This is a genomic window from Ruegeria sp. CDSA241 (assembly GCF_059611265.1).
Genome location: NZ_JBXWPF010000008.1, coordinates 47,091 through 59,473, shown reverse-complemented (window position 1 = coordinate 59,473; position 12,383 = coordinate 47,091). Strand labels below are relative to the sequence as shown.

Annotated in this window: 14 protein-coding genes; 5 read left to right on the top strand and 9 right to left on the bottom strand. The window is 56.9% G+C overall.

Annotation, left to right across the window (positions count from 1 at the left end; all coding sequences use genetic code 11):
• Positions 1-8: 8 nt before the first annotated feature.
• The 3 genes from gor to rpiA form a co-directional block, all read right to left on the bottom strand.
• On the bottom strand, positions 9-1,367 hold the full coding sequence (gene gor, locus AC2FJV_RS09110; RefSeq protein WP_496687502.1) for a glutathione-disulfide reductase: 1,359 nt from the start codon (positions 1,365-1,367) through the stop codon (positions 9-11).
• 61 nt (positions 1,368-1,428) lie between these two features.
• Positions 1,429-1,965 carry a hypothetical protein gene (locus AC2FJV_RS09105; protein ID WP_496693315.1) on the bottom strand — a complete coding sequence of 179 codons (537 nt, stop codon included), beginning with the start codon at positions 1,963-1,965 and terminating at the stop codon, positions 1,429-1,431.
• A 3-nt stretch (positions 1,966-1,968) separates the two neighbouring features.
• The gene (gene rpiA / locus AC2FJV_RS09100) at positions 1,969-2,757 is read right to left on the bottom strand and encodes a ribose-5-phosphate isomerase RpiA (protein WP_271946345.1); all 789 of its coding nucleotides are present in this window, start codon (positions 2,755-2,757) and stop codon (positions 1,969-1,971) included.
• A 167-nt stretch (positions 2,758-2,924) separates the two neighbouring features.
• Between rpiA and AC2FJV_RS09095 the strand changes: the two genes are divergently transcribed.
• The 4 genes from AC2FJV_RS09095 to AC2FJV_RS09080 are packed head-to-tail and all read left to right on the top strand — an operon-like array spanning position 2,925 to position 6,394.
• Positions 2,925-3,626: a glutathione S-transferase family protein gene (locus tag AC2FJV_RS09095; protein ID WP_496687495.1), complete on the top strand. Its 702-nt coding sequence runs from the start codon at positions 2,925-2,927 to the stop codon at positions 3,624-3,626.
• Between the two features lies 1 nt (position 3,627).
• On the top strand, positions 3,628-5,001 hold the full coding sequence (locus tag AC2FJV_RS09090; RefSeq protein ID WP_142634582.1) for an L-serine ammonia-lyase: 1,374 nt from the start codon (positions 3,628-3,630) through the stop codon (positions 4,999-5,001).
• 16 nt (positions 5,002-5,017) lie between these two features.
• Positions 5,018-5,437, top strand: a complete 420-nt coding sequence (locus AC2FJV_RS09085; RefSeq protein ID WP_496687492.1) for a GFA family protein — start codon at positions 5,018-5,020, stop codon at positions 5,435-5,437.
• Positions 5,438-5,479: 42 nt separating this feature from the next.
• On the top strand, positions 5,480-6,394 hold the full coding sequence (locus AC2FJV_RS09080) for a DMT family transporter (protein ID WP_496713464.1): 915 nt from the start codon (positions 5,480-5,482) through the stop codon (positions 6,392-6,394).
• Here AC2FJV_RS09080 and AC2FJV_RS09075 read toward each other — a convergent pair.
• Positions 6,339-7,034 (bottom strand): thiamine diphosphokinase, encoded by a 696-nt coding sequence (locus AC2FJV_RS09075; protein WP_281972311.1) that lies wholly within the window; start codon positions 7,032-7,034, stop codon positions 6,339-6,341. The two genes, AC2FJV_RS09080 and AC2FJV_RS09075, sit on opposite strands and share 56 nt — an antisense overlap.
• A 134-nt stretch (positions 7,035-7,168) precedes the next feature.
• On the opposite strand from AC2FJV_RS09075, the gene AC2FJV_RS09070 reads away from it, so the two are divergent.
• A complete protein-coding gene (locus tag AC2FJV_RS09070) occupies positions 7,169-8,764 on the top strand; it encodes a hypothetical protein (protein WP_496713462.1) in 1,596 nt (531 codons plus the stop codon).
• A 113-nt stretch (positions 8,765-8,877) separates the two neighbouring features.
• Here AC2FJV_RS09070 and AC2FJV_RS09065 read toward each other — a convergent pair whose 3' ends face one another.
• The 5 genes from AC2FJV_RS09065 to nthA all read right to left on the bottom strand — a co-directional run bounded on the left by AC2FJV_RS09065 (position 8,878) and on the right by nthA (position 12,251).
• The gene (locus AC2FJV_RS09065; protein ID WP_496713460.1) at positions 8,878-9,120 is read right to left on the bottom strand and encodes a DUF2842 domain-containing protein; all 243 of its coding nucleotides are present in this window, start codon (positions 9,118-9,120) and stop codon (positions 8,878-8,880) included.
• On the bottom strand, positions 9,120-10,415 hold the full coding sequence (locus AC2FJV_RS09060; RefSeq protein ID WP_496713458.1) for an adenylosuccinate synthase: 1,296 nt from the start codon (positions 10,413-10,415) through the stop codon (positions 9,120-9,122). The genes AC2FJV_RS09065 and AC2FJV_RS09060 overlap by 1 nt, the downstream gene beginning before the upstream one ends.
• Positions 10,416-10,631: 216 nt before the next feature.
• On the bottom strand, positions 10,632-10,967 hold the full coding sequence (locus AC2FJV_RS09055) for a nitrile hydratase accessory protein (protein ID WP_496713456.1): 336 nt from the start codon (positions 10,965-10,967) through the stop codon (positions 10,632-10,634).
• Entirely contained in the window at positions 10,960-11,640 is a 681-nt protein-coding gene (gene nthB, locus AC2FJV_RS09050; protein WP_496713454.1) for a nitrile hydratase subunit beta, read from the bottom strand. Before nthB ends, AC2FJV_RS09055 begins: the two co-directional genes overlap by 8 nt.
• A complete protein-coding gene (gene nthA, locus AC2FJV_RS09045; RefSeq protein ID WP_496713452.1) occupies positions 11,637-12,251 on the bottom strand; it encodes a nitrile hydratase subunit alpha in 615 nt (204 codons plus the stop codon). The genes nthB and nthA overlap by 4 nt, the downstream gene beginning before the upstream one ends.
• Positions 12,252-12,383 lie beyond the last annotated feature (132 nt).

The following is a 12,383-nucleotide window of genomic DNA, read 5'->3' as shown; positions in this document are numbered from 1 at the left end:
GTTGCAAATCAAGCCGTACGCACAGGATGACGCATTGTTACCAGTTCTTCCGCCATGACCGGATGAACTGCAACGGTGCGGTCGAAATCTTCCTTGGTTGCACCCATTTTGACGGCAATGCCAGCCAGTTGAATCATCTCGCCGGCGCCCGGTGCCACAATGTGACAGCCCAGTACCTTACGCGTGGCCTGAGAGACGATCAGTTTCATCAAAACCCGCTGCGTGCCACCTGCGAATGCCTTTTGCATCGGCTTGAACGAGGTTGCATAGATCTCGACCGGCTCTTGGGCTGCAGCGTCTTCTTCACTCAACCCGACCGTGCCGAATTCCGGCTGCGTGAAAATCGCAGTTGGAATCAGGTCGTGATCCACAGGTGTCGGGTTGCCTTTGAATACGGTTTCGACAAAAGCCATCCCCTCGCGGATCGCAACCGGAGTCAGGTTTACCCGATCCGTCACGTCGCCAATCGCATAGATCGAGGGCACGCCTGTCTGGCTGTAATCATCCACGATGATCTCACCCTTGCGGCCGCGTTCAACGCCGATCGCCTCAAGCCCCAGATTGTCGGAATTGGGCGCGCGACCCGTGGCATACATGACCACGTCAAACAGCTGTTCAGTGCCATTGGTGGCCTTTACGCGAATCTTGTCACCGTCTTTGGCCATCTCAAGCACATTGGTGCCCAGATGCAGATCAATCCCGTTCTGGCACATCTCTTCGCTGATAAGACCGCGCGCTTCTTCGTCAAAACCCCGAAGGATTTGCGCACCGCGGTAGAACTGGGTGGTTTTCACGCCCATGCCGTTCATGATTCCTGCAAACTCGCTGGCGATATAACCGCCACCAACGATCAGGATGCTTTCGGGCAGTTTTTCCAGATGGAAAATCTCGTTCGAGGTGATCGCCAGATCCGAGCCCGGAAACTCGGGCACAACAGGGCGTCCGCCTGTGGCGACCAGAATATGCTTGGCCGTCATGCGGGTGCCATCGGCCAGCTCAACCGTATGTGCGTCCACCACATGTGCACGCTGATCAAAGCTTTCGACTCCGTTGTTTTTCAGGATGTTGCGATAGATGCCTTCCAGCCGGTCCAGCTCGACATGGAGTTTGCCGCGAAAGAAATCCCAGTCAAATGCACCGGGTTTGACGTCCCAGCCATAGGCCTGCGCATCTTCGACCATGCCAGAGAATTCGCTGGCAAATACCATCAGCTTCTTAGGGACACATCCGCGGATCACGCAGGTCCCGCCATAGCGATCCTCTTCCGCCAGTGCCACTTTGGCCCCGTTTTCGCCAGCCGCCACACGCGCCGCCCGGACCCCGCCCGAGCCGCCTCCGATGACGAAAAGATCATAGTCAAAGCTCATTTACAGTGCCTCTTTCAGTTTTCTGACAACGCTATCGAGCCATCATCAATGATGTACCCGGTCACTCATGACGGCCCAGACTGGACCACTGGGACAGTTGATCTTGCCAGGACGCATACAGATTTGGTCGATAATGCTCAATCGTCTCTACGAAACACTCAGATATGGGTTTCGGCATGGATTGCAACGGAAGGGGTAAACACTCATGCCCGCCATCTGACTTGTTGAAGCTAACAAAAAAAATAGGGCGTCGTTTTTGCTCGGTTTCGTCCAACGCATCAATGTAGCGTACATCAGGCCAAACAATGTCTTGGATCATTCCTCTACGCGTGCGTAGCTTCAATCCACCAGAGTCCACTAGGGCCACAGGCGACGGCATATTGAGTGAGACTAGATAGTTCATGAACAACACGACGGAAGTAAGGACAACGAGCACCAATGTGAAAAGCGTGCCACCTGTCCACCCTGCGGAAACAAAACCCCACGCCGCCACCACAGCCGCAATCCCGATCTTGATCAGGTTGCGTTTTAGCGTCCTGGCTCGCGCAGCCAAATCTGCTTCGGTTTCGCGGTATTCAGCAACCGGAGAGGTGCTCATTCCTTAATCCGCCAAATCCGTGAACAGGTTGTCTTTGCCGCCATCAAACAACTCGTCCAGTTCCACCGTTCCCTCGTTGATGTCGCGCAGTTCGACCCGGCCATCTCCATAACCGATCACGACCTTGTCGCAAATGTCGATGAACAACCCGTTCTCGACCACGCCGGGTACCTGGTTCAGCACCAGCGCCATCTGCCTTGGGTTTCCGATCCGTTGCAAATGCAGGTCCAGCACGTGATTGCCTTCATCCGTGACAAACGGCGCTTCTCCGTTCATGCGAAGTGCCGAGCGGGTACCGAGAACATCCATGGTATCCAGTACCTCTTCGATCAGGGTGCGAGTGGTCTGCCAGCCAAAGGGGATCACCTCGACCGGCAATGGGAAGGCACCCAGAGTCTCGACCTCTTTGCCGGCATCGGCGATGACCACCATCTGGTCGCTGGCCGTGGCTACGATCTTTTCCTGCAGGTGCGCGCCGCCGCCGCCCTTGATCAGATTAAGCTCTCTGTCGAATTCGTCCGCACCGTCGATGGTGATGTCCAGCCATCCCGCCTGATCCAGGGAAACAACCTCAATGCCCAGTTCACGGGCCAGTTGGGCCGTCCGGGTCGATGTCGGAACACCCTTGATCGCCAGACCTTCTTCTCTGACCCGTTCCCCCAGCCGACGCACCATCCATGCAGCGGTCGATCCGGTTCCCAGGCCGACTCGCATCCCATTCTGCACCATGTCAGCCGCACGGCGTGCTGCGACGTATTTTGCAGTGTCGATGGGCGACAGATCACCGGCCATTTCAGCATCCCCCTAATTTGCTGCGGAACTTATACGGAATGCCTACGACAACTGCGAGAGAGAATTGTCCGGATCGGTAGACCAACATGTCGCGAAACTACGCGTTTCCTATGGGAAACGTCGCAATCAGGTCTGTTGAAAACATACGTGAGGTATACATAGTTCGCATGAACACGCCTTACCGCCTGCACTATGCCCCGGACAATGCTTCGCTGGTCATCCGGCTGGCGCTGGAAGAGATGTGCCTGCCCTATGAAACCGTTCTGGTAGACCGCCGCCAAAGCGCACAGGACAGCCCGGAATATCGCGCGCTGAACCCCAATGGGCTGATCCCGGTATTGGAAACACCACAGGGGCCGATCTTCGAAACCGCTGCTATCTTGTTGTGGCTGGCGGATACGCATGGCCGGCTGGCCCCTACCCCCATGGACAGCAACCGCGCCGCGTTTCTGAAGTGGCTGTTCTTTGCCTCCAATACGCTGCACGCTGATCTGCGTATTCTGTTTTATGCCGAAAAATATATAGACGCAGCGCAGGTCAATCCTTTGCGCGCCGGTATCCGCCCTCGTTTGCGCCAGCACTTGCGCCTTCTTGACGATGTTGCGAAAAGCGCGCCTTCCTGGCTGAGCCCGGACATACCATCGGTCCTGAGCTATTATCTGGCCTGTCAGATGCGCTGGATGGCGCTCTATCCTGCGAAGGCTGATCGCAGCTGGCTTCAGATCGCTGACACGCCGCATCTGCAGCGAATGCTAATGCAGTTGGAGACGCGCCCCGCAACACGCGCCGCAATCGCGGCCGAGGGTTTAGGGGTTACACCCTTTACCTCACCAACCTATGCTAACCCACCGGAAGGCTTTGCTACCTGATATGTTTCTGTCTGTCTTCGATATGTTCAAAGTGGGCATTGGCCCGTCCTCGTCCCATACGATGGGACCAATGGTTGCTGCCGCGCGGTTTCTGGATATGATGCGCGCCTCTCCGTTCGAATTTTCAGGGCTGCGCGGGTCGTTGCACGGGTCGCTGGCCTTTACCGGTGTCGGCCACGCAACCGATCGCGCCACGATCCTGGGCCTGGCCGGATTTGTGCCCGACACATATGATCACGAACGGGCCGAGGCCGCACTGGCTGGCATAAGTGAGACCCACAGCGTAACCCCCGAAGGATTGCCCACGCTGCAGTTCGATCCCAAGGCCGATCTGGTTTTCGACTATGAAAACAATCTGCCGGGCCATGCTAACGGTATGGTCCTGATGGCCACGGACGCACAGGGCGACGTGATCCTGCGGCAGGTCTATTACTCGATCGGTGGCGGCTTTGTTCTGACCGAGGAAGAACTGGCCCAGGGCAAGGCAACAGATGAAGGTGCACCGGTGCCCTTTCCTTTCAAATCGGCGGTCGAGATGTTGGACATGGCCAAAACCAGCGGCAAAAGCATCGCCGAGATGAAACGCGCCAACGAGATCGCGCGCGGCTGTGCAGACAGTTTTGCCAAAGGCACCGCGCGCCTCTGGCAGGTCATGAACGATTGTATCGAGCGCGGTCTGACCACCGACGGCATTCTGCCAGGCGGTTTGAACGTGCGTCGTCGCGCCAAAGGCATCTATGACGCGTTGATGGCCGAACGTGGCATGAACCTGAACGCGCCCCACACGATCAACGACTGGATGAGCGTTTACGCCATGGCCGTAAACGAAGAAAACGCAGCTGGCGGTCAGGTGGTAACCGCCCCCACCAATGGTGCTGCCGGGGTTCTTCCAGCGGTAATGCGCTATTATCTGGACCATGTACCCGGTGCTTCAGAGAACCACATCGAAGATTTCATGCTGACTGCGGCCGCTATTGGAGGGCTGGTCAAATACAACGCCTCGATCTCGGGCGCCGAGGCCGGGTGTCAGGCTGAAGTCGGCAGCGCCGCAGCCATGGCTGCAGCCGGGCTGTGCGCGGTTATGGGCGGCACCCCGGAACAGGTGGAAAATGCCGCCGAGATCGCTCTCGAGCATCATCTGGGCATGACCTGTGATCCTGTCGCCGGACTGGTTCAGGTACCCTGTATCGAACGCAACGGGCTGGGTGCGATCAAGGCGGTATCAGCGGCCTCCTTGGCCCTGCGCGGAGATGGTCACCATTTCGTACCACTGGACGCCGTCATCGAAACCATGCGTCAGACAGGGCATGACATGCATGAAAAATACAAGGAAACGTCATTGGGCGGTTTGGCGGTGAACGTGCCGAATTGCTGAAACAAAGCGGGGAAGCATGATGGATGGCCATTGTCTTTGCGGTAAAGTTTCATTTCAGGTGGACCCGCCTGTTCTGTCCTGTGTGATCTGCCACTGCGACAGTTGCCGCAGACAATGCGCGGCCCCGATGACAGCTTATTTCGGGGTCCGCGACGGACAGTTGAAATGGACGGGCCAGGAACCAAAGACATTCGCATCCTCACCCGGCGTAGAACGCAGCTTTTGTCCTGATTGCGGCTCGCCGATCTCATTCCGGTCTGCGTCCATGTCCGGCATAATGCACCTCTACGTGGCCCTTCTGAAGGACCCCAACCAGTTGCAGCCAACACTGCATGTCGCGCATGAGGAAAAGCTGGACTGGTTGCAAATGGATGACGGGCTACCGATCTGTATCGGCCCGGACTACACCAAGATGCAGCCTTTGCCTGAAACCTAGCTTTCGCTTTCCCCGGTTCAGCCAAAGCGCTAGCGTCGCTGCATGACACAGGATCGTCCCGTTTTTGGCATCGTGCTGATGCTTGGCTTTTGTGCGCTCGCACCGCTGGGGGACGCGGTCGCCAAATTGCTGGGCGAAACCATGCCACTTGGGATGCTGGTCTTTGTCCGGTTTACACTTCAGGCCCTGTTGCTGGTTCCGCTGGTCGCCTGGACCGGCAGGCCCTGGCAAATGCCGAGGCGCATTTTTCGTCTCGCTGTCATAAGAACTCTGCTGCACATCGTCGGTATCACCGCGATGTTTAGTGCCCTGCAATACTTGCCCCTGGCAGACGCTGTGGCCATCGCCTTTGTTATGCCGTTTATCATGTTGCTTCTTGGCAAACTGGTACTAAAGGAAGAAGTCGGCAAGCGGCGCCTGATTGCGTGCCTTGTGGGCTTTGGTGGTACATTGCTTGTCATTCAACCCAGCTTTGCCGAAGTCGGATATGCGGCTTTGCTTCCACTTGTCGTCGCGGTGGTGTTTGCCCTGTTCATGCTCGTGACCCGGCAAATTGCAAAAGCTACAGATCCCATTGCGCTGCAGGCCGTGTCGGGCGTCATTGCCTCTGTCATCCTACTGCCTGCACTGTTGGTGGGAACACCCGCCGGAATCTGGGAGCTGTCCCTGATTGCTCCGAATTTGGGCGATGTCTGGCTTTTGTTTGCAATCGGGCTTCTCGGTACGGTCGCACATCTGTTCATGACCTGGTCGCTGCGATATGCACCCTCTGCAACATTGGCCCCGATGCAGTATCTCGAAATCCCGGTCGCCACGGTGTTTGGCTGGCTGATCTTTCACGACCTGCCCGACGGTGTCGCCGCTTTGGGCATCTGCATCACCATCGCCGCCGGCCTCTATGTCATTCTGCGTGAGCGGGCCAGCGCCCGGACGGCCCCGACAGAAGCGCCTGCATGACCTGATCCAGCATCGCCCTGGGAAACATTACCAAAAGGCCCGGCCCATCCATACGCAATTCAACCGAGCCCAATGCGCGGTTGGACGTTCCGACAGCGCCGTTCGGCTCCATCACCAAACCGTCGATTGGCCATTCAAGGCCGCGGCTTTGCCCTGATACACGCTGTAATGGAAACAATGAGACGACATCTCGAGGTGCCATAGAAACCGAGATTTGGGGGGGTGCGTGAAAGATAATCTCACTTTCGCCAATCAGAATACAGGGCTGATCTTGCCTGCGAACCAAGACGTTTAGTGCTGCTAACTGGTGATCCAGACGCCCCCCGAGAAAACCGACCCCAATCACCAACGGCGCCTCGACACTGCGCAGGGCTTTGTCGAAATCCGTGCTGTTTTGTTCGCTAATTGGAAACAGTCGATCCAGCGGAATCTGATCTTTGTGATCCGAATCAAGCGAATCAAAATCACCGATAACAGCGTCTGGAATGCGCCCAATTTCCAACAAACTTGCCGCCCCACCATCTGCGGCGACGGCCAACTTGGTGCGAATCAACGCCAAATCCAAATCTTCAGGGCCAATTTGACCGCTTCCAACTAGCGTGATTGACTCTTTCGAACGTACAATTCGCGTCTTTTTCATGAGATTGATCATTTTTTCCGGGTTTTGACACATTGAGACCACAAAATGATAGGTTCATGGACAAAGTTCTGAGCCAATAGCTCTGCCCACGACCGGGCTGATGGCTCGTGTAGTTTGTAGAGGACGTACGTCTGATGGTACAGAATAACAAGGTTTTGACAGTTTCCTACGGAACCTTCTCGTGCACTTTGGAAGGATTTGACGATTCTTTTGAAACGATGAAGTCGATTGCCGAATACTTCCGCGACCTTGCAGCGGATGACAGGTATTTTGGGTCCGAACCCCCGCAACCAGACGCCGAAATGCTGACCCGCATCGCTCAGCGAGATGCGACGCGTAAAGTCGAAGCCAGCCAGAACGAAAACGGATTGCTTCTGCGGGCGCAAGACCGTGCCGCTTCGCCGTCCCTTTCTACCGCGCCCATGGCCCCGCCCAGTACCCCGAGTGCTCCGGCCTATACCCCTGCCCCCTCACAGTCCGCGCCCATCGCAGAGGCCGAGCCGGTAGAGGGTCGACCCGAACCCGCCGCTGATAGTATCGCCGCAAAGCTGCAACGGATCCGGGCGGTAGTCTCTCATAGCGAAGAAAACTCGGTGATCTACGCCGAGGATGAAGATTCGCCCCTGATGAAATCCGAAACCGGCCCAACTGATGCCGTATCGGCTGCCTTTCAGGCCGGAACTCTGACCCCCACAGATCTGGTCGAATCCCCCGCGGCCGATGCAGAGGTTGAAGCGGCTCAGGAAATTGAGCCCGAACCTCAGATGGACATGCCCTCACCCGCCGCGGAAGAGGCAGAGATCGAAGGCCCGGCCCAAGAGACCCCCGCCGTGCCAGAAATTGATGTCGCACCCATCGCCGACGACGTGACCACTGTCGAGGCAGAAGAGGTTTTGTTTTCGGATCTGAGTGCCGAGACGGACGAAGCCGAGAGCGACGAAATCGACAATATCCTGACAGAAGACATTTCGGCGGACGCAGACGAACCTGAAGAGGTTGCCGGCTATTTGACCGAAGAAGACGAGGAAACTCTGCTTGACGAAATCGCCAGCGTCGAAGCCGTGTTGTCCGCCCGTGCATCCGAGCCTCTGCCTGAGGAACCGAACCTGGACGAGGACGTTTCTCGCCTGATGGAAAAGGCGGTCAAACAGATGGATGATCCCGCGACCGCCAATCAGCGCGAGACATATTCCCGTCTGCGCAATGCAGTGGCCGCAACCAATGCTGATCGCGCAGATGCGCTGAACCGTAATCAGGCTCAGCAGATCAGCCCGCGCCGCCCCGAAAGCAATGTTACAACTGCCCGTCCCAAGGCAGAGCCTGCCGCTCCCCTCAAGCTGGTTGCTGAACAGCGCATCGACAATAAAGACGAGGATGAAATGGGGCCGATTTCTCCGCGCCGTGTAAAATCCAAACCGCTGGGTCTTCCGATCGAGGAAAGCGGCTTTGCGCACTATGCGCAGGAACAGGGCGCACAATCTCTGCCGGACCTGCTGGAAGCTGCGGCATCTTATCTGTCGTTCATCGAAGGCCAGGAACAATTCTCGCGCCCGCAACTGATGAACAAGATCCGTTCTCTCAAGCAGGACGATTTTAATCGCGAGGAAAGCCTGCGCTCATTCGGGCAACTGCTGCGCGACGGCAAGATTGAGAAAGCCGGCGGAGGCCGGTTTGCGGCTTCGGACGAGATCGGGTTCCGCCCTGACGGAGATGAACGCGCCGCAGGCTGAATTCAAACCGAAAAGAAAAAAGGGCCGGAGACCAACTCCGGCCCTTTTTCATTGGGCGATCTTTTGTGGGCAGGCGTATGAACCCGCCGCAGGATGAGCCCGGAATAGGCCGCTCAGTCAGAGGATCCGTTTGGATCTTCTTTTCCGACACCTTTGAAGATGAATTTGAAAGGCAGAGCCCACAAAATGCCGAGCGCTCCGTATACCAGAAGTTCCAACCATATTGGTGGCCGGTCCAACCAGTTTATCACCGTCACCACCGCAACGATATAAGCCGGCAGGCCAATCAGCAGCAGCACCATCGACCAACGACGACGCGCTTTATAGCTCAGGCCATTTTTCTGTTCGCCCGCCATCAGTCAGCAAACGGGTCTGTCACCAAAATGGTGTCATCCCGCTCTGGGCTAGTGGACAGCAATGCAACCGGACATTCGATCAACTCTTCGACCCGACGCACATATTTGATGGCATTTGCAGGCAAGTCCGCCCAACTGCGCGCGCCTTCCGTGGATTCGCTCCAACCAGGCACTTCTTCGTAGATCGGAGTACATCGTGCCTGCTGATCGGCTGCAGTGGGAAGATAATCCAGACGCTTACCGTCAAGGTCATAGGCAACACAGATTTTCAGCGTCTCGAATCCGTCCAGCACGTCCAGCTTGGTCAGCGAAATACCGTTTACGCCGCTAGTGGCACAGGTTTGGCGCACCAGACAGGCATCAAACCAGCCGCAACGCCGCTTGCGCCCGGTGGTCGTACCAAACTCGTGCCCACGCTCACCCAGACGCTGGCCATCCGCATCATCCAATTCGGTTGGAAACGGCCCCTCACCCACACGGGTCGTGTAAGCCTTTACGATGCCAAGGACAAAATCAATCGAGCCGGGCCCGATGCCGACACCGGTCGCCGCCTGACCGGCGATCACGTTGGACGAGGTCACAAACGGATAGGTTCCAAAGTCGATGTCCAGAAGGGCACCCTGCGCGCCTTCAAACAGAATACGCCTACCAGCCTTGCGCTTTTCGTTCAGTACTTTCCAAACGGGTGCTGCGAAAGGCAGAATCTCGGACGCAATTTCCCTCAGCTGAGCAATCAGTGCATCGCGGTCCACGGGTTCGATCCCCAATCCCTTGCGCAGCGGGTCATGGTGCTGCAGCGCGCGATCTACGCGTGCCTCAAGGGTCGCCTCGTCTGCCAGGTCAGCAACCCGCACAGAACGCCGCCCAACCTTATCTTCATATGCGGGGCCGATTCCACGACCGGTGGTCCCGATCTTGGTTCCTTTGCTTGCCGCCTCTTCGCGTGCGCGGTCCAGTTCACCGTGGATGGGCAGGATCAGCGGGGTGTTCTCTGCGATCATCAGCGTTTCGGGCGATATCTCGACTCCCTGCGCCTGGATCGTTGCGATCTCTTTCAGCAGGTGCCAGGGGTCAAGAACAACGCCATTGCCGATGACACTCAGCTTGCCGCCACGTACCACACCGGATGGCAGAGCGTGCAACTTATAGACGGCACCGTCGATTACCAACGTATGACCGGCATTATGCCCGCCTTGAAAACGCGCGATCACATCGGCCCGTTCACTGAGCCAATCGACGATCTTGCCTTTTCCTTCGTCACCCCACTGGGCGCCGACAACAACCACATTGGCCATATCTGGTCCTTTTGCGCTGAGATATCAAACCCGGCTCGTATAGCGATGTGTCAGCGACAGGGAAACCGATAATTCGCCGCAGATCATAACCACGCTGTGCGTGGTGCCTCCGGCGGAGGTATTTTTGGCCAGATGAAGAGAGGATCCCTTGCTTCATCTGGCTCAAAATACCTCGGGGGAGTCGCGGCTTGCCGCGGCGGGGGCAGCGCCCCCTTTCTAGCCATTCGACAAATGAACGGGTTCACCATGTGGAGTCGTCAGATAGGCCTTCTCCCAATCCAACGAGACTGCAGAGACATCACTTGGGTTCGCGTCACCCATTTCGGCTAAATAGGCCTCGAGTGTTTCCAGCCAGGCATGGAAATAGTCGTTGCCACCATTCAGCTCTTTGCTCAGACCATGGCGTTTTAGCATCTTCGAAAACCGATCGGCCCATTCCGACCATTCGAATCGTCCCGCTTCATTCAACGCGACCGCGACCGCAAAAACCTGTGCATGCCAGGGCTCTGCGAATGCCGGCTCGGGTAATGGCTGTGCGTTACACTTACTCATCGGGCACCAGATAGCTTTGCCACAGATCTAATATGACCTCGTCATTTCGGTTCTCGGGATCGGCCCAAAGCTCAGAGGCTGGGAATGCAACCGCATATAATGGTTCAGGTGCCTCTCCCAGACCATGTGCGTTGGAATCCGGTAAAACATGCGTCCCATGCAGGCGTAATATCCAACCGCAAGCGCCAGAAGCGTAAGATGGCAACCTGGTATGACCACCGTTTTTCAGGCGGTTGGCAGCCGGTCGTACTGTACGCACCCTTTGGCCGGTTTCAAACTGCACCGCGATATTCGAGGGTCGATCAGCCGGGCCGCCTTTGGACAGTGCGCCCTCAACCGCCCCGGCTGTCAGCGCGCGGGAAGCCAAAGGATGTGAAGCATCCGTTCCTTGGCCCAGAAGGTCTTCCAAAGTCAGGACCCCCTGCTCTACCAACAGATCTGCAAGTGCTGACACCCATTTTTCGTAGTAAGAGAATCGTGCATAGTCTTTGGGCGACAGTCGTTCGCGTGCATGGCGCGAGATGTCGATATTCCATTGTCCCAGAAACCCGGCAGCCAATGTCAGTGCCAATGCGCGCCCGTGCCATTCTTCTGGGAAAATCGCTGCATCTTGGGATTCGGGGATCACCGGACCGTCGCCGAACCGTCCTCCCATATCGTGAACGCGGGTCATGACGGCACCTTTGGCAGGCCGGTTCCGATCATACTGTCACGGGTCACAAGCGCGGTCAGGTCGTCTTCGGTCATCCCATCGGTGCCATCGGGGCGCATGGGTAGAACAAGATAGCGTATCTCGGCCGTTGAATCCCAAACCCGCACGGCTGTTTCATCCGCCAGAGAAACTCCGAACTCTGACAAAATTTTACGCGGCTCACGCACGGCCCGCGCACGATAGGCATCCGATTTATACCACCCCGGTGGAATCCCCAACAAAGGCCATGGGTAGCAACTGCAAAGCGTGCAAACGACCATGTTGTGGAGATCAGGAGTATTTTCGACAACAACTATGTGCTCGCCTTGCCGACCGTAAAAGCCAAGCTTTGCCACCTCGGACGTCGCATCCTTAAGCAGTGCGGCCTTAAAGGCCGGATCAGACCAGGCTTTGGCAACAACCCGGGCACCGTTCTGCGGGCCAATCTTGTTCTGGTAGGTGTCGATGATCTCATCCAAAGCCGCCGGGTCGATCAAACCCTTGCGGGTCAGAATCGTTTCCAGCGCCTTGACGCGCAGGGCGGGTTCGGGTGGCAATAAGGCGTGCGGGTGGTCGAGATCGTCATGTGGCATGGGCCGCAGCCTGCTTTACCATCCCCTTGCCTGTCCAGTCTCTTTGCTGTGATCCCGAAGATCACTTGGCGTGATGGCAACTCGTGACTTGCCCCCGGAACCAAACTTGCATAAGTACCTCGCGATACACGC